At 72.6% G+C, this 19,554-nt stretch carries 19 protein-coding genes; 10 read left to right on the top strand and 9 right to left on the bottom strand.

Annotated elements, in window-relative coordinates:
• Window positions 1–134 precede the first annotated feature (134 nt).
• Window positions 135–1,256, top strand: coding sequence for an alpha/beta hydrolase (locus tag IE269_RS15600; protein ID WP_189823905.1), 1,122 nt, complete (start codon window positions 135–137; stop codon window positions 1,254–1,256).
• 34 nt (window positions 1,257–1,290) lie between these two features.
• A complete protein-coding gene (locus IE269_RS15595; protein WP_229897729.1) occupies window positions 1,291–1,935 on the top strand; it encodes an HAD-IA family hydrolase in 645 nt (214 codons plus the stop codon).
• Window positions 1,936–1,948: 13 nt separating this feature from the next.
• On the opposite strand, the gene IE269_RS15590 is transcribed toward IE269_RS15595, so the two are convergent.
• Window positions 1,949–2,635, bottom strand: a complete 687-nt coding sequence (locus IE269_RS15590) for a 2-phosphosulfolactate phosphatase (protein WP_189823542.1) — start codon at window positions 2,633–2,635, stop codon at window positions 1,949–1,951.
• Between the two features lie 152 nt (window positions 2,636–2,787).
• Between IE269_RS15590 and IE269_RS15585 the strand changes: the two genes are divergently transcribed.
• A complete protein-coding gene (locus IE269_RS15585; RefSeq protein WP_189823541.1) occupies window positions 2,788–3,747 on the top strand; it encodes a GAF domain-containing protein in 960 nt (319 codons plus the stop codon).
• A 14-nt stretch (window positions 3,748–3,761) separates the two neighbouring features.
• On the opposite strand, the gene IE269_RS15580 is transcribed toward IE269_RS15585, so the two are convergent.
• The 5 genes from IE269_RS15580 to IE269_RS15560 form a co-directional block, all read right to left on the bottom strand.
• Complete coding sequence (locus IE269_RS15580) at window positions 3,762–5,534, bottom strand: methyltransferase (RefSeq protein WP_189823540.1); 1,773 nt, start codon at window positions 5,532–5,534, stop codon at window positions 3,762–3,764.
• Between the two features lie 80 nt (window positions 5,535–5,614).
• A complete protein-coding gene (locus tag IE269_RS15575) occupies window positions 5,615–6,919 on the bottom strand; it encodes a 4-hydroxybenzoate 3-monooxygenase (protein ID WP_438817559.1) in 1,305 nt (434 codons plus the stop codon).
• Window positions 6,920–7,030: 111 nt separating this feature from the next.
• Window positions 7,031–7,774, bottom strand: coding sequence for a hypothetical protein (locus tag IE269_RS15570; RefSeq protein ID WP_189823539.1), 744 nt, complete (start codon window positions 7,772–7,774; stop codon window positions 7,031–7,033).
• Window positions 7,775–7,909: 135 nt separating this feature from the next.
• Complete coding sequence (locus IE269_RS15565) at window positions 7,910–8,452, bottom strand: TetR/AcrR family transcriptional regulator (RefSeq protein ID WP_229897727.1); 543 nt, start codon at window positions 8,450–8,452, stop codon at window positions 7,910–7,912.
• Window positions 8,453–8,616: 164 nt separating this feature from the next.
• Entirely contained in the window at window positions 8,617–9,666 is a 1,050-nt protein-coding gene (locus IE269_RS15560; protein WP_189823538.1) for an aldo/keto reductase, read from the bottom strand.
• Window positions 9,667–9,781: 115 nt separating this feature from the next.
• On the opposite strand from IE269_RS15560, the gene IE269_RS15555 reads away from it, so the two are divergent.
• Window positions 9,782–10,234, top strand: a complete 453-nt coding sequence (locus IE269_RS15555) for a MerR family transcriptional regulator (protein ID WP_189823537.1) — start codon at window positions 9,782–9,784, stop codon at window positions 10,232–10,234.
• A gap of 19 nt (window positions 10,235–10,253) precedes the next feature.
• Here the strand turns inward: IE269_RS15555 and IE269_RS15550 are convergent, their stop codons facing one another.
• Complete coding sequence (locus tag IE269_RS15550) at window positions 10,254–10,823, bottom strand: hypothetical protein (protein ID WP_189823536.1); 570 nt, start codon at window positions 10,821–10,823, stop codon at window positions 10,254–10,256.
• 130 nt (window positions 10,824–10,953) lie between these two features.
• Between IE269_RS15550 and IE269_RS15545 the strand changes: the two genes are divergently transcribed.
• The 3 genes from IE269_RS15545 (at window position 10,954) to IE269_RS15535 (ending at window position 12,860) form a co-directional block, all read left to right on the top strand.
• On the top strand, window positions 10,954–11,400 hold the full coding sequence (locus IE269_RS15545) for a MarR family transcriptional regulator (protein ID WP_189823535.1): 447 nt from the start codon (window positions 10,954–10,956) through the stop codon (window positions 11,398–11,400).
• Between the two features lie 156 nt (window positions 11,401–11,556).
• Window positions 11,557–12,354 carry a thymidylate synthase gene (locus IE269_RS15540; RefSeq protein ID WP_189823534.1) on the top strand — a complete coding sequence of 266 codons (798 nt, stop codon included), beginning with the start codon at window positions 11,557–11,559 and terminating at the stop codon, window positions 12,352–12,354.
• Window positions 12,351–12,860, top strand: a complete 510-nt coding sequence (locus tag IE269_RS15535; protein WP_189823533.1) for a dihydrofolate reductase — start codon at window positions 12,351–12,353, stop codon at window positions 12,858–12,860. The genes IE269_RS15540 and IE269_RS15535 overlap by 4 nt, the downstream gene beginning before the upstream one ends.
• Before the next feature lie 31 nt (window positions 12,861–12,891).
• Here IE269_RS15535 and rph read toward each other — a convergent pair whose 3' ends face one another.
• Together rph and IE269_RS15525 are read right to left on the bottom strand one after the other, a co-directional pair.
• Window positions 12,892–15,498, bottom strand: coding sequence for a rifamycin-inactivating phosphotransferase (gene rph / locus IE269_RS15530; protein WP_189823532.1), 2,607 nt, complete (start codon window positions 15,496–15,498; stop codon window positions 12,892–12,894).
• 146 nt (window positions 15,499–15,644) lie between these two features.
• Entirely contained in the window at window positions 15,645–16,637 is a 993-nt protein-coding gene (locus IE269_RS15525) for a Rossmann-fold NAD(P)-binding domain-containing protein (RefSeq protein ID WP_189823531.1), read from the bottom strand.
• Between the two features lie 117 nt (window positions 16,638–16,754).
• On the opposite strand from IE269_RS15525, the gene IE269_RS15520 reads away from it, so the two are divergent.
• The 3 genes from IE269_RS15520 to IE269_RS15510 all read left to right on the top strand — a co-directional run bounded on the left by IE269_RS15520 (window position 16,755) and on the right by IE269_RS15510 (window position 19,507).
• Window positions 16,755–17,336: a DoxX family protein gene (locus IE269_RS15520; protein ID WP_189823530.1), complete on the top strand. Its 582-nt coding sequence runs from the start codon at window positions 16,755–16,757 to the stop codon at window positions 17,334–17,336.
• Window positions 17,337–17,486: 150 nt separating this feature from the next.
• A complete protein-coding gene (locus IE269_RS15515) occupies window positions 17,487–18,464 on the top strand; it encodes a D-alanyl-D-alanine carboxypeptidase family protein (protein ID WP_438817558.1) in 978 nt (325 codons plus the stop codon).
• An 89-nt stretch (window positions 18,465–18,553) separates the two neighbouring features.
• Window positions 18,554–19,507 carry an endonuclease/exonuclease/phosphatase family protein gene (locus tag IE269_RS15510; protein ID WP_229897783.1) on the top strand — a complete coding sequence of 318 codons (954 nt, stop codon included), beginning with the start codon at window positions 18,554–18,556 and terminating at the stop codon, window positions 19,505–19,507.
• Window positions 19,508–19,554: the final 47 nt, after the last annotated feature.

Raw genomic sequence — 19,554 nt, 5'->3', positions numbered from 1 at the left:
AGGTCGGCCGCGGTGAAGTGGATCCTGGTGATGCGGGTCCCCCCGTTCAGGTCGTTCGGCCCGTTCGGCGCAAGCCTTTCGGCTCCGGTCGTAAGCCTCGTCCCCGTGACGGGCCCGTCACCAGGATGCCTTCCATGACTGACAACCCCGCACCCGGCCGCCGTACCTTCGTCAAGGGCGGTGTCGCCGCAGCATTGGCCCTGGGGGGCGCAGCCCTCAATCCGGCGCAGGCCCTCGCCAGTTCGAACGGGATGCGGCTTCGGCTGCCCGCGCCCACCGGGCCGTACGGTGTCGGTGCCGAGATCCGGTATCTCGTCGACCGCAGCCGCAACGACCCGTGGACGCCCGCGATCGGCGTCCGTGAGCTCATGGTCACCCTCCTGCGGCCGACCGTGCCCGGCGGGCGGCAACCGCGGCTGCCGCAGCTCACGCCCGCCGAGGCCCGGGATTTCACCGACCTCGCGCCGATGGTGCGCGCGCCGTTCCTGCCCGCCGCCGGGGTCGACTGGGCCGCCACCCTCACCCACGCCCGTACCGGCACCGCCCCGTTGCCCGGCCGGCGGCCCACCCTCCTCCACAGCCCCGGCGGCGGCGACTCCCGCACCATGGGCAGCGTCCTGGCCGCAGAACTCGTCTCGTACGGCTGGAACGTCGTCCTCGTCGACCACCCCGGCGACGCCAGTCAGGTCGAGTTCCCGGGAGTGCGACCCGGACGTTCCGAGCGCGTACGGATCACCGAGCTGCGCCCGGACATGGACGCGGCGGGCTTCCGCACCATGATCGGGACCCGGGTGGCCGATCTCCGGTTCGTGCTGGACGCACTGGGGCTGAGGAGGGCCGGGCTGTACGGGCACTCCGCCGGCGGCACCGCCGTCGCCCAGGCGTTCCACGAGGACCGGCGGGTCGTCGCCGCCGTGAACATGGAGGGCTACCTCGACGGTCTGGACGGCGAGCTGTTCCCCGTGGCCCGGCAGCGCCCGGACCGCCCGCTGCTCCTCGCGGGCACGGACGGCTTCCGCGACGCCCGCTTCGACCGTTCCTGGTCCGCGCTCCTCGCCCACGGCGGCCCCGTCGCCCGCCGGGAACTCGCCCACGCCAACCACTGGGCCTTCACCGACTACGCGGCCCTCGTCCCGCAGCTTCGGCGGGCGGGCCTGATGACGGCCGAGCAGCGGGCGGGGATGGTCGGGACGGTGCGTCCGGGGGCGGTGTCCCAGCTCGTGCGGGGTTTCTTCGCGCGGCACCTGCCGGTGTGAGCGGGCGGAGGGGCGGCTGGCATCATCCCTCCCCATGGAAGCCACGGAATCCACGGACCCCATGGGGCCCCCGCCCTTCGCCGCCGTCCTCGTCGACTTCGACGGCGTACTGAACCTCTGGGACCCCGACGGCATGTCCGCCCTGGACCGCGCCCGCGGCCTGCCCGAAGGGACCCTGGCCGGGGCAGCGTTCGAGGACGGGCTGCTGGAGGCGGCGGTCACGGGCCGCCTCACGGACGAGGAGTGGCGGGCGCAGGTCGCCGTCGCGCTGACGGCGACCTGCGGCTCGGCGGACCGGGCGCGCGCCCTGGTCGGCGAGTGGAGCGCACTCAGCGGCCGCATCGACGCCGAACTCCTCGACCTGCTCGGCGCGTTGAGGGTCAGGGTGCCCGTCGTCCTGGTCTCCAACGCCACCACCCGCCTGGAGTCCTACCTGGCGGCCAAGGGCCTGGCCGACGCCTTCGACGCGGTGTTCAACACCTCCCGCTTCGGCATCGCCAAACCCGACCCCCGCGTCTTCGCGGAAGCGGCCCGCCTGGTGGGCGTACCCGTGGAACGCTGCCTGTTCGTGGACGACACCCGCGCCAACGTCTCGGCGGCGACCGAGGCGGGACTGACCGGCCACCACTACCGGGGGGCGGCCGAACTGCGGGCGCTCGTCGGCCCGTTGCTCGGCTGAAGGCAGCGGCGGCTCAGGCCTGCGGGGCGACCGGCCGCAGCACCATCAGCGGGCCCTCCCTGCGGGCCTCCATCGCGAAGGGGAAGCGGTCCGTCTGCACGCAGAGTTCGACGTCCTCCGGGTGCGAGCCGCTCCGTACGCCCGTGGTGAGTTCGGCGGCGGCCTGTGACTTCCGGGCGCGTTCGACGTACGGATCCGCCTCGGTTGCCGAGCCTCCGGCGAGCGCGGCGACGTACTCGGCGCAGGCCAGGTCTTCGTCGGCGCGCCCGTCCTCGCCCGTGACCACGTACGTCACCTCGGTGGCCCCCCGCTCCCGCAGCACCCGGGCCGTCGCCCCCGCGACCACGAAGCTCGCGCAGAGGATCAGCGGCGCGTCGGCTACGGCCAGGGCGCCCACCGTCCCCGCCGTCGTCTTCTGCACCACGGTGCGGCCGGAGAGGTCCACCGACCGCAGCAGCGCGGGGGAGTTGACCGCGTCGAAGCCCTCCTCCAGGGCCCCGTCCTTCAGCGCGAGCCAGCCGGGGTTCGCGTGCTTGAGGGCGAGTGCCTCGTCCAGCGTGGCGGCCAGGACGATCTTCTCGGCGCCCCGCTCGAAGGCCCAGGCGGCGACGGTGAAGGCACGCATGACATCGACGACGACTGCGGTGCGGGGGACGGCGGCGCCCGCCAACTCCGGTATTCCTGCGAACACATGTCTCATTCCGGCATTCTCCCCCAGGGGTGATGCGCGGCCCGCCTCGCCCTGCCGAGGTGCCCGAAAAAGTCGGACACGGAAGTTGAATCATTGACCCTTCGGGGGTCAATTGCGAGCTTGTGGCCGATTCGTGGGGTGCATTGGTGGGATGGTGCCTCATGGGCACAACGCAGTCGCAGGCCGCACGGCACGGGGTGAGAGACGTCCTGCTGCGAGGTGATGATCGCGAACCGGCCATATCCGTACGGGAGTTGGAGCCTCCCGCACCCGTCGGCGGCGTCGGCTGGGCCACTCTCGGACCCGCCGCCTGCTTCACCGTGACCGTGAACGACGGACGCGGCATCACCCTGCGCGTCGCCGGCGAACTCGATCTGGCCTGCCTGCACTCCCTCGCCCGCCTGCTGCGTACCCTCACCGGCACGCCCCGGCGGCTCGCCCTCGACCTGAGCCAGGTCACCTTCTGCTCACCGGACGCCCTGGATCTGATGGCAGGCGCCGCGCAGCAACTCCGGTCAATCGGCCGAGAGTTGGTGGTCGAAAGCGCCCGCAGCCAGGTCCTGCGCACCCTGCGGCTCAGCGGCGGGCACCCCGGGCTGCGGGTCGACCTCACCCCCGTCGGGCTGTTCTCCCGCGACGACTACCGCCACCGGCAGGCCCTGCTGCGCGACGCCCTCGCCCTCGCCCTGCGGATCACCGGCGCCCCGATGGGCAACGCCCAACTCCTCGAACCCGGCACCGGGCTGCTGCACCTCACCTCGCAGCGCGGCTTCCACCAGCCCTTCCTCGACTTCTTCGCCACCGTCGACGACCGCGACACCGCCTGCGGCGTCGCCGCCCTGGACCGGGCGCCCGTCTTTGTCGAGGAAGTGCTCCACTCCCCGGTCTTCCTGGGCACCCCCGCCATGGACGCGGTCCGGGACGCCGGGGTCGGCGCGGTGGTGTCGCTGCCCGTCACCACCCGGCACGGCGTCCTCGTCGGCGTGATCTCCGTCCATCAGCGCATGGCGACCGCCTGGACCCCGGACCGGCGACGCACACTGACGTCGCTGGCCCGGGCCGCCGGGCAACTCCTGGACCCCGTGGGCCATACGGAGGGCGCACCCCTCTTGCTTACCTAGAGCACCTTCCGTACCTAAAGCACCTTCCGCACCTGAAGAACCGATGCGTCAAGCGGCAACGGCGCACGGTCCACCAGCACCAGCCCCGCGTCCGCGAACAGCCGCGCGAAGTGCTCGGCCCGGCGCTCGCGGCCGCCCACGTTGCACCGCATGTGCAGGTCCCACGCCGTGGCCAGCGACGGCGCGCCGTCGTCGGGGAGGATCCGCTCGACGACAAGCAGGTCCGCGTGGTCGGGCATGGCGTCGGCGCAGTGCCGCAGGATCTCCCGGCAGCGGTCGTCGTCCCAGTCGTGCAGGACCCGGGAGAGCAGATAGACGTCGCCGCCCGCGGGCACGTCCGCGAAGTCGCCGGGGTGGAAGGCGCACCGGTCGCCGTGGCCCGCCTTGGTCAGCAGGACGCGGGCGGCGTCGATGGTCTGCGGGCGCTCCAGCAGGGCCCCGTGCAGGGACGGGTGCGCGGCCAGTACCCGCGCCAGCAGCTCGCCGGTGCCGCCCGCGACGTCCACCACGGTCGTACGGGCCGTACGCGCGGCGGCGGCGACGAACACCGGGTGCGCGGGCAGCGGCTCGAACATCCGCGAACTCGCCGCCATCGACCGGTCGAACAGGTCCGCCAGCTCCGGGTCGCGGGCGAAGTGGTCGAAGTGGTTCTCGCCGTGCAGGTGGTCGAAGGCGACCTCGCCGGTGCGCACCGTGTGCTCCAGCTCGGCGAACGACCGGTAGAAGGGCCCGCCGTACATCAGGGCCAGCGCCCGCATGGACCCGGGCGTGTCCTCGCGCAGGAGCGTGCCGCGTCCGGTGAGCCGGAAGCCGTCGGGCCGTTCGGCGACCGCGCCCAGCATGGTGAGGTAGCGCAGCAGCGAGGTCAGGCTCCCGGGGTCGGCACCGAGCTTCTGTGCCAGCTCCACCGCGTCCAGGGTCTCGTCCGTACGCAGCACGTCCGCCAGCCCGAGCCGCGCGCAGACCGCCAGGGCCTGGGTGGTCCAGGCGCCGGTCATCTGGCGCAGGAGCGTTTCGGCAGGCTGCCGGGACTGCTGGTCGGCGAGGTGGGCGGCCAGCAGGTCGCGGTGGTCGCCGGGGGCGTACAGCTCGATGCGGCGGTACGGGGACGGGGACCGCGCGGGCACCGTGAAGTAGAGGACGGTGCCGTTCTCGTGGTGGTTGTAGCCGCCGCCGTCGGGGGTCGCGCCGTGGCCGAGGAAGGCGGCGTGCAGGCCGCGCAGGACCAGCGGGTCGGGACGTACCGCCTGGAAGGCGACGTGCGTCTCGTGCTGGTGGGCGCGCTCCTCGGCGGCGATCGTCTCGGCGGCGGAACCGGGTGCGACGGTCAGCGCGAACACCTCCACCGTCCGCCGGTCGCCCTCGGCGGACGGCACCGGCGGGCGGTGGATGGTGACGTCCAGCCCGGCGGGCGGCAGCCCGTGCCGCCGGGCGAGGCGGTCGCGTACGACCACACTCGGACGCGGCTCGGCGGAGGCGTCGAGCCCGCAGTCGGCGAGCAGGGCGGGCAGCGCGGCGTCGTCAGCGGGGAAGACGAGCAGCGCGGCATGGCAGAACCGGCAGTGCTCCAGGACGGACCGCAGCTCGGGTCCGTCCGGGTCGAGCCCGGGCAGCAGCAGGGGAAGGAGCGTGGCGACGTCCTGCTCCCTGACGAAGCCGACGGCGGCACGCAGCCGCGCGACGTCCGTGGTGTCGCGCGGTTCTGCGGGGTCGCCCAGCGCTGCGGGATGACTCAGCTCTGCGGGGTCGCTCAGTGCTTCGGGGTCGCTCGTGAGTGTCGTGTTCATGGCAGGGGAGATCCTCAAGCGTGCGTGGGAGATGGGGTGGCGCGGATGCGCGGGTACGCGAGCGGGGCGGTTGCCCCGGCTCACAGGCCCACGTAGCGAGTGGCGAACCAGTCCTGCTGGCGGCGTGAGGTGGCGAGAGAGGCGAGGCGGGAGCGGCGCAAGGAGTCGAGGAACAACGATTCTTCGGACGGGCCGTCGACGTCTTCCGGCCCGGTCGGCCCGATCGGCCCGGTCGACCCGATCGGCCCGGTCGGCCCGGTCGGCCCCGCCGGGCCGCCGTGCCAGCCGGACGGATCGTGCAGCAGCTCGATCATCCAGCGGGAGAACTCCTGCGCCCGCCAGACGTGGGCCAGGCACTTCGCGGAGTACGCGTCCAGGCCCGCGCCGTCATTGCGTTGCAGCGCGTCGCCGAGCGCCCCCGCCAGCAACTCCGCCTCCAGCACCGCGAGGTTGGCCCCCTTCGCGGCGGACGGGCTGATGAGCGCGGCCGCGTCGCCCGCCAGCAGGAGTCGGCCGTGGCGCAGCGGGTCGAGCACGTCCGACTCCAGGTCGACGATCGCGCGCTCCACGATCCGGCCGCGGGTCAGCGGGCCGTACTCCTTGGCCCCCGTCCGCAGGTCCAGCTCGTCCCAGATCCGCTCCTCGGACCAGGAGTCCGCGGGCGTTCCGCGGGCGACCTGGAGGTAGTAGCGGGTGATCGTGTCGGTACGGGCCATGTGCCCGGCGAATCCCCGGGCGTGCACCGCGTAACCCACGGCGTCGAGGCTGGGCGGGGCCTCGGCGAGCAGGCCCAGCCAGGAGATCCCGTGGTCGATGTGCCGGCGGCGGACCGCGCCGGGCGGCAGGGAGCGGCGGGCCGCACCGTGCCTGCCGTCGCATCCGGCGACGTACCGCCCCTGCCAGCGGGCGGGCCGCCCGTCGCTCTCGCGGACGTGCACGGTGGGCCGGTCGCCGTCGGCGTCGCGCACCTCGGTGGCCTCGGCGGAGAAACGTACCTGCCCGCCGGCGCCGACGAACCGGGCCAGCAGGTCGCTGACGAGGTCCTGCTGCGGATACACGACATGCGTTTCACCGCTGCCCAACGCGCCGTAGTCCAGCCGGAACCGCCCCTCCTCGGTCCGGAATTCGCAGGTGCTGTGGACCTTGCCGCGCAGCCGCAGCCCGTCGGCCAGCCCGTGCCGTTCCAGGATGCGTACGGTGTGGGCCGCGAGGAATCCGGCGCGGGCCCGCGTCTCGACGTGGGCGCGGTCGGCGCGTTCCAGGACGACGCAGTCGATGCCCTGGTCGAGCAGCAGATTCGCGAGAACGAGCCCGGCGGGACCGGCCCCGAGGACGATCACGTCCGCCGTTTCGGCGGGGGCGTGCCCGTGGTGTCTTTCTGTCACGGATCGGAGCGTAGGTGGCCGAAAATGTACGGCTAAACCGGAATCACTCCAATGAACGACAGAACAACCGATCGAAGGGGATTCGCCCTGCTCCCGCTGGTCCGGAAGCGGTCATTCCGCGCGCGTCGCGGGGCTCAGCCAGAGCGACTCCGCGTGGGCGCAGAGTTCGCCGTCGCGGGTGGCGAGGGCGCTGCCCGCCACGTACTTGCGGCCGGAGTGCGAGATCTTCCACGCGAAGCTCACGTACTCCTCGCCCGGAACGACCGGGCGGAGCACCTCGGCCGCGAGGTACGCGGTGACCGTGCCGCGCGGGGCGGCGGAGAACAGGTGGCAGGTCCATCCGGCGGGACAGTCCAGCGCACCCCACACGTGCTCGGCGGGGAGGGACGCGCGGCCAGGGCTCAGCGCCGGGTCGGGGCGCCAGGTGGTGGCGACCATCTCCTGCTCCGGCAGCGCGGAGATGTTCTGCCGCAGGCCATCGCCGGGTGCGCGGCCCATGCCGCAGCCGAAGCAGTCGGGGGTGTAGAAGGGGGTGTCCGCGAGCGAGTGCTCCTTCTCGGCGCGCAGGGCGTCCTCCCAGGTGGGGATGGAGGGAGGTGGCGGCAGGGTGCCGCTCGCCTGCGCGCGGGCGAACGTCCCCTCCGCGTCGGCGATTTCGTACGTTCCCTCCTCGGCGGCCCGCACCTCCACCGCCGTGCCCAGCGGCAGCGGGCGCCGGAAGCTCACCTTCACCGGGCCGCCCTCGAAGCACCGGGCGAGCAGGCCCGCCGCATAGCCGCCGAAGCCCACCCCCGGCAGGCCGTACATGTGCGGGGGTATGACGGTGGTCTGCTGGTGCGGCAGGGGCTCTTGCACGGGGCTCCTCGCATGACGTACGGGCTGATGGGCGTACGGGCGTACGGGCGTACGGGCGTACGGGCGTACGGGCGTACCGGCGTACTGCGTCCGGCGTACGGGTCGCGAAAGCCCATCACGGCCCCACGCTCACCGTCAACTGCCTTGGGAACCCGCCCTCTTGGCCTGGGCGAAGGCCTCGCAGCCGGTGCGCCAGGCCGCGTCCAGGTCTGCGCCGGGCGGGAAGCGGCCGTCGAGTTCGAGCACGACCATGCCGTGGGCGAATGCCCAGAACGAACGCGCGATGTCGATGTCGCCCTGCACCGCACGGGCCAGCGGCAGCGCCGCCCGGTCTTCGAGTCCTTCGGGGAGCGCGGTGCGGGCGAGCGGGCGGCTGTGGGTGAGGCGGTAGAGGTGCGGACCGGCGAGCGCGTGCCGTCGGTAGGCGTGGGCGAGCACGAGCAGGGGCGGGTCGGCACCGATCTCGGCCTCGGCGGCCTCCAGGTCCTCTGTCAGGCGGGTCATCCCCTGCGCCTGGAGCCCGGCCTCGACGGCGGCCTTGTCCGGAAAGTGCTTGTACAGGGAGGGCGCCCGGATGCCGACGCGCTCGGCGATGCGCCGCATCGACAAGGCGTCCGGCCCTTCGGCGTCGAGCAATTCCCTTGCGGCGGCCATGATGTGCTGCGCGCGGTCAGTCACTTCGCCCCTCTCGCATGACGACCCGTCACCATGGCTAACGGTGTTAGCCGCGTGCGCCACGGTATGGCTACGGGCTTGGGCCGTCAAGATGGGGAGGGCCGCCGGCCCCGCCCCCCTCCCCGCAAGGCCCCCCGCAAGGCCCCCCCCCCGCAAGGCCCCGCCCGCTAGTCCGCCGCGCGCTCCGCGAGCGGGCGGCGCCGCAGGGCCGGTACGGTCAGGGAGCGGGGCGGCAGGTAGGCCGCCGGGTTGTAGAGGTTCGTGCCCGGGGGGACGATCGCGTCGATGCGGTCGAGGGCCGCATCGTCCAGTACCACCGAGGCCCCCTTCAGCAGGCCCTCCAGCTGCTCCATTGTCCGGGGGCCGAGAATCGCCGACGTCACCCCGGGGTGCGCCACGGTGAACGCCACGGCCAGTTGGGGCAGGGTGCAGCCGAGGTCGGAGGCCAGTTCCGAAAGCTGTTCCACGGCTTCGTACTTGGCCGCGTTCGCGGCGAGGGACTGGTCGAAGTTCCCGGGGCGGAACGCCGCCCGTCCCGAGTCCAGGTCGGCCGTCCGCCCCTTGCGGTGCTTGCCGGTGAGGAAGCCGAAGGCGAGCGGGCTCCAGACCAGCACGCCCATCCCGTACCGCTCGGCGACCGGCAGCAGCGCGGTCTCCACGCCCCGCGCCAGGATCGAGTACGGCGGCTGCGCCGTGCGGAAGCGGCCGAGGGCACGGCGCTCGGCGACGTGGTGCGCCTCGACGATCTCGTCCGGCTGGAAGTTCGAGCAGCCGAAGGCCCGGATCTTGCCCGCCCGGACCAGGTCGGTGAGGACGGAGAGGGTTTCCTCGATGTCCGTGGTGTGGTCCGGGAAGTGGACCTGGTAGAGGTCGATCCAGTCGGTGTCCAGGCGGGCGAGGCTGTCCTCGACGGCCTTGAGTATCCAACGCCGGGAGTTTCCGCCCCTGTTGGGGCCATCGCCCATCGGGAAGTGCACCTTGGTGGCGAGTACGACGTCGTCGCGCCGCCCGCGCAGCGCCTTGCCGACGATCTCCTCGGACTCGCCCCGCCCGTACATGTCGGCGGTGTCGACGAAGTTGACCCCCTGGTCGAGGGCGGCGTGCACGATCCGTACGCAGTCGTCGTGGTCGCCGTTGAAGCCCTCCTGGAACATCATCGTGCCGAGGCAGTGGGTGCTGACCTCGATGCCGGTCCGGCCGAGGGTGCGGTAACGCATGGCGGTGCCCTTCGTAGGCAGAGGGGGGGGCGACCCGGCACGAGAAGCGGCCGGTCGTGAGACGGAACCCTAGGAGCTAGACCTGGCTCTAGCACAAGCCCTTACCCTGACCTGCATGGTTGAGGAATCGGTCGAGGAAGAGGCGCAGTTCGGCATCGGGCAGGTCGCCGAGCGCACCGGCCTGAGCGTGCACGCCCTCCGCTTCTACGAGCGCGAGGGGCTGTTCCTCAACCCCGTACGCCGCCTGTCCGGCGGCCGCCGCGTCTACACCGGGCACGACGTCGACTGGCTGAACGTCTGCATCATCCTGCGCGCCTCCGGCATGCCCCTGCCCGTGCTCCGCCGCTACACCGAACTGGTGCGCGCGGGCGTCGGCAACGAGCCCGAGCGCCTCGCGCTCATGCGCGAGCACGAGGCACGGGTCACCGCGCAGATCGCCGCACTGACCGAGTCCCTCGACCTGATCCGCTTCAAGGTCGCGGTGTACGAGGACCTCCGCGACGGCGGCGAGTCCGCCGCCCGCGAGTGCCACACCCCGCCGACCACCCGGGGCACTGCGGCACCCTGAACCACGCCCCCGCCGGCAACTACGCCCTCGCTGGTGCGGCGGGGGTAGCCAACACCGGTTCAGCGATGAGGAGTTGGCGGCGGGCCATGCCGGTCGCCCAGATCAGGGTGAAGGGGATGACGGTGACGTTCTTCAGGGCCAGGAGGCAGCCGAAGTAGAGCGGGTGATGGGCGGCCGGGACGTACCTGGCGAAGACCTGCTCGGGCAGGAAGTCGAAGACGAACATGGCCGCGCAGAGCAGGACACCCTGACCCGCCAGGTAGGGGAGGAAGGCCCTGGCGGTGGTGGGGTGCCGCTTGGGTACGGAGCCCTCGCCCCGGCCGAAGGCGACCGCCGGGTCCTTGCGGAGGGCCAGATGGATGACGTACGCCACGAGTGCCAGGCGCGAGGCCATGGTGAGGGCTTCGAGGGGGAGGCGGGGGAGGTCCTCGAACAGCCGCGAGAAGAAGCGCTCGGAGGCGGCGACGAGGCCCAGCGCCGTGATCGCGAGGACATGTCGGCGGTGGAAGGAGAGGGCCCAACGGGGCGTCTCCAGAACGGAGTTGACGAAGGGTCGGACGGATAAGGTGGATCCGCTGCGTCGCTTCATGTCTCTTAGCTTAGTAAGATACTTAGTGAAGTGAAGGGTTGCTGACCCTGACACGAACCCTGAGGCGACCCTGAGATCCTGGAGGCCGAGCCCCCCCGAGTCCCCGGGAGCGCACCACCGGAGGAGACCCGTGTCCGCATTCCGCAGAACCCGTGAAGGCGACCGTCTCGGGGCCGAGTTGAGCACCGCCGTCGTGCTCTTCCACGAGGCCGTCGGCCGGCAGGTCGGCCTCAGCGCCGCCGACCAGCGGGCCCTGAGCCTGATCCGCCGGGAGGGCCCGTTCACCGCCGGGGCCCTGGCCCAGCGCACCGGCGTCACGTCCGGGGCTGCCACCGGCCTGATCGACCGGCTGGAGCGCGGCGGCCACGTCCGCCGCGCCGCCGACCCCGCCGACCGCCGCCGCACCCTCGTCGCCGCCCGCCCCGACGCCCCCGGATCGGGTGCGCTGGAGGAGCTGGGCCGGGCGATGGGCGCGTTCATGGCCCGGTACGACGAGACCCAGCTCGCCGTCATCGAGGACTACGTACGCGGCACGATCGAGATCCTCACCGACCAGACCCGCCGCCTGGCCCCGTGAGCCCGTGCCCGACCCTGTGAGCCCGTGCCCGACCCTGTGAGCCCGTGCCCGACCCCGTGAGACCGCACCTCGCGCCGTCACCGCACGTGACTGTCCGTGTGCCCCCGCCGGGCGTGCGGGCACGTCACGGGTGAGCAGTCAGTAGACTCGACGGCTGTGACGGACACCCAGTACGAAGACCTGTTGAAGCTCACCCTCACCTCCGGTACGCCCAAGGCCGACCGGACGGGCACCGGTACCCGGAGTGTCTTCGGGCACCAGCTGCGGTACGACCTCTCGCAGGGGTTCCCGCTGGTCACCACCAAGAAGGTGCACCTGCGGTCGATCGTGTACGAGCTGCTGTGGTTCCTGCGCGGCGACTCCAACATCGGCTGGCTGCGCGACAACAAGGTCACCATCTGGGACGAGTGGGCCGACGCCGACGGCGACCTCGGCCCCGTCTACGGCGTCCAGTGGCGCTCCTGGCCCACCCCGGACGGTGCGCACATCGACCAGATCAGCGGTGTCCTGGACACGCTGCGCAACGACCCGGACTCCCGCCGGATGATCGTCTCCGCCTGGAACGTCGCCGAGCTGGACAAGATGGCGCTCGCCCCGTGCCACGCCTTCTTCCAGTTCTACGTCGCCGACGGCAAGCTCTCCTGCCAGCTCTACCAGCGCAGCGCGGACCTCTTCCTCGGCGTCCCGTTCAACATCGCCAGCTACGCCCTGCTCACGCACATGGTCGCCCAGCAGGTCGGCCTGGAGCCCGGCGACTTCATCTGGACCGGCGGCGACTGCCACATCTACGACAACCACGTCGAGCAGGTCACCGAGCAGCTCTCGCGCACCCCCTTCGACTTCCCCGAGCTGCGCCTGCACAAGGCCGACTCGCTCTTCGACTACGCCTTCGAGGACGTCGAGGTCGTCGACTACAAGCACCACCCGGCGATCAAGGCTCCGGTCGCCGTATGAGCACGCAGATCGGGCTCATCTGGGCGCAGACCACCGCCGGCGTGATCGGTGCGGGCAACGCCATCCCGTGGCGGCTGCCCGAGGACATGGCCCACTTCAAGGCCACCACCCTCGGCCACCCCGTCGTCATGGGCCGCAAGACCTGGGACTCGCTGCCCCCGCGCTTCCGGCCGCTGACCGGCAGGCACAACGTCGTCGTCACACGTGACCCGCAGTGGTCGGCCGACGGCGCCGAGCGCGCCGGGTCCGTCACCGAGGCGCTGGAACTCGCGGCGAAGGCCTCGGAGACCGGCGAGGTGTGGGTGATCGGCGGCGGCGAGATCTACCGGGCCGCCCTGGACCACGCCACCGTCCTCGCAGTGACCGAGGTCGACTCGCCGGTCGAGGGCGACACGTACGCGCCCGTGCCGGACGGGACCTGGCAGGTTGCCACGGACGGCGACTGGCAGACCTCCACGTCCGGGCTGCGCTACCGCATCCGCCGGTACGCCCGCCCCGCAGCCTGAGCCAAGGGGCGGGCGCCAGAGCGAGTGCCGGTCAGTCCAGGAACTCGACGAAGCCGTCGGTGCCGTGGATGCGGATCCGCTGCCCGTCCCTGATCAGCCGCGTCGCCCGCTCCACGCCCACCACCGCCGGCAGCCCGTACTCCCGGGCGATCACCGCACCGTGCGTCATCAGGCCGCCCACCTCCGTCACCAGGCCCGCGATGCCGACGAACAGCGGTGACCAGCTCGGGTCCGTGAACGACGTCACCAGGATGTCGCCCGCCTCCAGGTCGGCGTCCGCCAGATCCAGCACCACGCGGGCCCGCCCCTCCACCGTCCCCGCCGACACCGCGAGACCGGTCAGCGCGCCCTCCGGCACGTCGTCGCGCCGGTAGGAGCCGCTGAGCGCCTCGCCGTCCGAGGTCAGCACCCGGGGCGGGGTCAGGGACTCGTACGTACGGAAGTCCTCCCTGCGCCGCAGGACCAGCTCCCGGTCCGCCCGACCGGAGCGGGCGACCTCGCGGAACTCCTCGTACGTGAGGAAGAAGACGTCCTCCGCCTCCACCAGCACCCCTGCCGCCGCCAGGCGTTCCGCCTCCGCGAGCAGGGCCCGCTTGTAGGCGAAGTAGCGGCAGACGATCCCGTACTTCGGGTACTCCCGGTAGCCGATGAAGGTCCGCACCCGCTCGATCATGTGCCGGGTCTCGGCGGCCTTCGCCTCCCCGTCCGGCAGCTCCCGCAGCCGCGCCACCACCTCGTCGGCCTTGCGCTCCGCGCGCAGCCTTCCCTCCTCGAAACGCTGCGCCGCCGCGCCCGGTCCGAAGTTCCGCACGTTGTCGAGCATCACCGGCACCAGCGTGCTCGGGCGCTCGCTCCAGCGCGGGCGCGTGATGTCGATCTCGCCGACGCAGCGCATCCCGTACCGGTCGAGGTATTTCTCGATCGCGTCGCGCGCCTCGGCCCCGCCCGGCACCTTCGCCAGCCCGTCCAGGAACGGGACGTCGTCGCCGGAGACCTCGCGCAGGTACTCCACCACCTCCGCGTGCGGACGGATCACGTCCGCGACGTCGAGCAGGTCGAGACCCATCTCGGAGGTGATGTTGTCGGGGGCGGAGAGGGTGAGCGTGTCGGTGGAGTTCTTCTCGCCGAGCCACTCCTCCAGCTTCTCGTTGAGCCACCACGTCGCCTCGTGGCTCGCCATGATCGCCTGCATGCTCAGCGGGTCGCCGAGCACCCGCTTGTGCTCCTCGAAGGCCCCGTCCAGGAAGTCGAAGAGCTCCGGCCCCGTCTTCGTGCGCACGGCCTCCTCCAGCGCGGCGACGGACGCCTCACTGCGCGCGATCAGTGCCGTGACGACCTCCGGGGCGTTCCCGAGCGGCTCGGGCGCGGCGTGCCCCGCCGAACGCGGGGCCGGTGCGGGCTCAGGCAGTTCCCGTACGAAATTCTCCTGTTCCAGTACGGTCTCCAGCGCGTCCCGGACCAGCGGGTCGCCCTTCCCCAACAGGTCCAGGAGCCCGGCGCGGACCGAGGGAATCCCCAGGCGCGCGGTGACGTCGACGAACAGCCGGCCGCCCGCCACCTGCATCTGCGCCATCGCCGTGCGCTGCCACATGGACCAGCCCAGGGGCTTCATCGCGTCGGTCATCATCTGCTGGTGGCCGACGGACACGTACACGTGGTTGTCCTCGTCGGCGGCCTCCGGGACCGGGAAGAGCGTCGTGATCGGGCGGCTCTGGACGATCTGGAAGGCGTCGTCGACCAGGCACCACTCGATGTCCTGCGGGCGCCCGAAGTGCGCCTCGATACGGCGGCCCAGCTCAACGAGGCGTACGGCCTGCTCGTCGGTGAGCGCGGGCTGCTCCTGCCGCCCCGCGTCGAGCGTCACCTCGCGCGTGCCGCCGCCCGGCAGCGGTTCGATCGCGCGCTGCTTGGCGGCGATCGTACGGCTGACGACCTGCCCGTCCCGTACGGCGAAGACGTCCGGGTTGACCAATCCCGACACCAGCGCTTCGCCCAGGCCGAAACCGGCGTCCACGGTGGCGGTCCGGCGGTTGCCGGTGACCGGGTCGGCGGTGAAGAGGATGCCGGAGGACTGCGGGAAGACCATCCGCTGCACGACCACCGCCATGTGCACCGTCCGGTGGTCGATGCCCTGGTGCCTGCGGTACGCCACGGCCCGCTCGGTGAAGAGCGACGCCCAGCAGCGGCTCACGTGCCGCAGGACCTCGTCCGCGCCCACGACGTTGAGGTACGTGTCCTGCTGGCCGGCGAAGGACGCGGTGGGCAGGTCCTCCGCCGTCGCGCTGGAGCGGACCGCGTAGGCGTCAGCCTCACCGTGCCGGGCGACGGCGCGGGTGATCTCCCCGGCGAGGGAAGGGGGGAGGGGGAGCTCCTCGACGGCGCGGCGGATCCGGGTGCTGAGGCTCCGTACGGACTCCTGGTCGTCGGCGGGCACCCGGGCCAGCTCGTCCAGCAGGGCGAGGACGGGCGGGGCCTGGGCGACGACGTGCTGGTAGGCGTCGGTCGTCACGCAGAAGCCGTCCGGCACGCGGACGCCCTCGATGTGCGACAGGGTGCCCAGGTGGGCGCCCTTGCCGCCGACGGACTCGATCTGCGTGCCGTTGGTCTCGCGGAGTTCCCGTACGTACTGCTGGCTCATGTGTGCCGCTCTCATTTCCGCAGGTGGTGGCCTCGGCGGATGATTCTGCGGCATTCCGGGGGCCTTGTGGCAAGACCCCCGGTGGGGTATACCTTGAGACAGGCGGGGAGAGTGATCTCCCTGCCTTTGTGCTGTCCGGGTCCCTGTCAGCCGAGGGCTTCGATCAGCTGCTGTTCGCGGGCCGCGCTCAGCCCGGCGCGTCGCTCGCGGTCGAGGCCCTGCTCGCGCTCCCAGCGGAGGGTGTCGGCGACCATCTCCGCGCGCGGGCGGTGCCGCAGACCGGCGGCCAGCGCGGCGGCGCCGCTGCGGTCGGTGAAGGCCTGCCAGCCGGGCTCCACGATCCACATCGCCAGCGACTCCGGGCCCATGAACTCCACCACGCCCTGCTCGCGCAGCCAGGCCGAGGAGGCGCTGACCACCGGGCCGGTGTGCCCGCCCGCCGCCCGCGACAGCTCGATCCACTCCGCCAGCGGGAGGACCGGGCCCACCGCGTTGTACGTACCCGTCGTGCCCTTCTCCGCACAGTCCAGCAGCCACGCGCACAGGTCGCGCGCGTCGACCACCTGCGTCGGCAGGGCGGGCTCGTCCGGGACCAGCAGCGGGTCCTCGGGGGCGCGGGCGGCGCGGGCCGCCCAGTAGCCGGAACGCCCGCTGTGGTCGCCGGGGCCGCCGATCAGGCCCGCCCGCGCGATCAGCAGGCGGTCGCCCACGGCCGCCGTGGACGCCTGCTCGCAGGCCGACTTCGCCTCGCCGTACTGCTCGGGCGCCGCCTCGCGCACCTCCGGCGGGGTCGGCGGGAGCAGGGCGGCGGACTCGTCGGCGCCGTGCTCGTCGTGCGTCGCGTACGCGCTGACCGACGAGACGAACGTCCAGTGCCGGGCCCGCGTCTTCAGCGCGTCGAGCGCGTCCCGTACGAAACCGGGCTGCCGGGACACCTCCAGCACCGCGTCCCACTCGCGGTCGAGCAGGCCCGCGTACGCGTCCGGGGCCGACCGGTCGGCCACCACCAGCCGCGACCCCTGCGCCACCTCGCCGCTCTCGCCGCGCGCCAGGCACGTCACCGCGTGCCCGCGCTCGATCGCCTGCCGGGACAACTCCCGGCCCAGCCATGCCGTTCCACCCAGAACCAAGATCTCCATGCCCCACAGGCAACACCCGGTCCGGGCCGGATGCCCAGGGGGTTCGCTCACGGCGCACCTGTTGCGGAAGCGCGCGTTCGGTGCATGTCGGGCGGCAGGGCGGGGAACCCGCGCCGCATGGCACTCATCAGGAGGATCGCAAGGCCCTTGCTGGCTTCGACGTTCATCAGCGGCGGCATCGGCACGCTCCGGCACCCGGAGAAGGTGGCCCCCGAGGCCGAACCCGTGGCGGTTCCGGTGGGGCGGCGCATACCGAAGCTGCCGACGGACCCCGAGAAGCTCGTACGGATCAACGGCGCGGTGCAGGTCGGCGCGGGCGCACTGCTCGCCGTGGGCCGCTTCCCGCGCCTCGCCGCACTGGCCCTCGCCGGGACGCTGGTGCCGACCACGCTCGCCGGGCACCGCTTCTGGGAGGAGAAGGACCCGGAGGCGAAGGCGGAGCAGCGCAACCACTTCCTCAAGAACATGTCACTGGTGGGCGGGCTGCTGATCACCGCCGCCGACACGCACGGCAAGCCGTCGGTGGCGTGGCGGGCGCGCAGGTCGGCGACGAAGGGGCGGCGGGTGACGCACCGTGCCGGCCACCGGGCGGAGTTGACGGCCCGTCGCGCGGAGGCGGCCCGGGCGCGCACTGTGCGCACGGCGCAGCGGAAGTCGCGGGGCGTGGCGCGTGCGGCGCAGAAGAGGGTCAGGGCGTGAAGGGGGATGCCTCCCCTCCCTGAAACGCAACTGCAACACAGCCGTGCGGCTGCCGAAGTCCCGCCCTGACCGGCCGGCAGCGGTGGTCGCCCAGCCTGTGCACGTACCCGATGGCCGGAGTACATGTGCAGGCTCTGGGAGGCCGCTGCTGTGTGGACACTTACGAAGCGATATGGCCTGGTCGCGTACGGAAGGCTCCGGCGCGGGCGGCCGGGCCTGCTGTGGGGCCCGGTGGCGGTGCTGCTGGTCGGCGGTGTCGGCGCCTGGCTGGTCCCCGCGGGCGGAGGGGGTACGGGGCGGCTGCCCGCGGTGGCCGCCGAACTCGACCTGCCGTGGCCCGGCGAGGGCCAGGCGGCCGTCGCGGTGGAGCGGATCGGTGACATCGGAGGCACCGGTCCACGGCGCGCGGTGCCGATCGCCAGCGTCACCAAGGTGATGACCGCGTACGTGATCCTGAAGGACCACCCGCTCAGGGGCGGCCAGGACGGGCCCACGGTCGAGGTGGACGCGCAGGCCGCGGCCGAGTCGCACTCGCTGAGCGAGTCCACCGCCGCCGTCGTCGAGGGCCAACGGCTGTCCCAGCGCAAGCTGTTGGAGCTGATGCTGCTGCCGTCGGCCAACAACGTGGCCCGCCTGCTGGCCCGTTGGGACGCGGGCAGCGAGGCGCGCTTCGTCGCCAAGATGAACGCGGCGGCCGCCCGGCTGGGGATGACCGACACGACGTACACCGGGGCCAGCGGCATCGAGGCCACCACCCTGTCGACCGCGGCCGACCAGCTGAAACTGGCCCGCGAGGCCATGAAGGACCCGGCGCTGCGGGCGACCGTGGCGCTGCGCAGCACGGTCGTTCCGGGGCGGACCGAGCCGGTGCGGAACACCAACGAACTGCTCGCACGGCCCGGTGTGATCGGGCTGAAGACCGGTTCCAGCACCCCGGCGGGCGGCAACCTGATGTGGGCCGCCGAAGTCCCCGAGGGCACGAAGCGACGGCTGGTGTACGGGGTGGTGCTGGGCCAGCGCGCGGGAACCACGCCCGCCGAGGGGCGCCGGGCCGCGCTGGAGAGCAGCGGGCGGCTGCTCGACGCCCTCCAGGAGCAGCTTCCGCGAGCTCTGGCGGGGCAGGCGTGAGCGCCGGCGCCGGGCTTGACGGGCGCACCTCGGTGGAGGACGGGCGCACCTTGGTGGAGCCGGAGGTACAGCCTGGCGATGTGGAGCCGGTGGTACGGCCTGCCGAGCCGCCTCGTACGGTTTCCGGCCGGTGGCGGCGGGGGCGGGTCGTCGGCGTCGCCGCCGTTCTCTGCGCCCTGCTCATGGCGGCGCACTCCCTGGTGCCGAACGGGTTCGGCAATCTCGGCAGTCTGTGGCAGACGGTGCTGCCCTGGTCCGGCGTGGCCGTGGTGGGCCTTGCGGTGCTCGCGGGTGTGCGGCGTTCCGCGCTCGCGGCCGTGGCCGTGCTCATCCCTGCCGTCGTCTGGTGCTCCCTGTTCGCGGGCACGCTCGGCGACAGGCGTGCCGACGGCGGGAATCTGACCGTGGTCAGCCACAACGTCAGCGAGGAGAACCCCGACCCCGGCCGGACCGCGCGGGCACTGGCCGCTTCCGGCGCCGACGTGCTGGCGCTGGAGGAACTCTCGCGCCGGAGCGCGCCGGTGTACGAGCGTGAACTGGCGTCCTCCTACCCCTACTTCGCGGTGCGCGAAGGCATCGGGGTGTGGAGCAAACACCCGCTGTCGGCCGTGGAACCGGTGGAGATCATGCCGTGGACGCGTGCCGTGCGGGCCACGGTCGGCACCCCGCAGGGGCCCGTGGCGCTGTACGTCGCACATCTCGCCTCCGTACGGGTCCTGCCGGTCGGGGGATTCGCGACGGCGCAGCGCAACGAGGCGGCCGGGAAGCTGGCCGACGCCGTACGGGCGGAAAAGCTGCCCCGGGTGGTGGTGGCCGGTGACCTCAACGGGTCGGTCGACGACTCGGCCCTCGGGTCGTTGACGGGGCTCCTCCGGTCGGCGCAGGAGGAGGCGGGGGACGGATTCGGGTTCAGCTGGCCCGCGTCGTTCCCGGTGGTGCGGATCGACCAGATCCTGGTGAAGGGGGTGACGCCCGTGGCGGCATGGACCCTGCCCGGCACCGGCAGCGATCACCTGCCGGTGGCGACCTCACTGCGCCTGTGACCTACGGCGCTGCCGTCGGCGTACGGCTACGATTCGATTCGGTTTGA

Source organism: Streptomyces spiroverticillatus (assembly GCA_014650415.1).
GTDB lineage: Bacteria > Actinomycetota > Actinomycetes > Streptomycetales > Streptomycetaceae > Streptomyces > Streptomyces spiroverticillatus.
The sequence above is the reverse complement of the archived record's forward strand: the minus strand, read 5'-3'. Positions and strand labels throughout refer to the sequence as shown.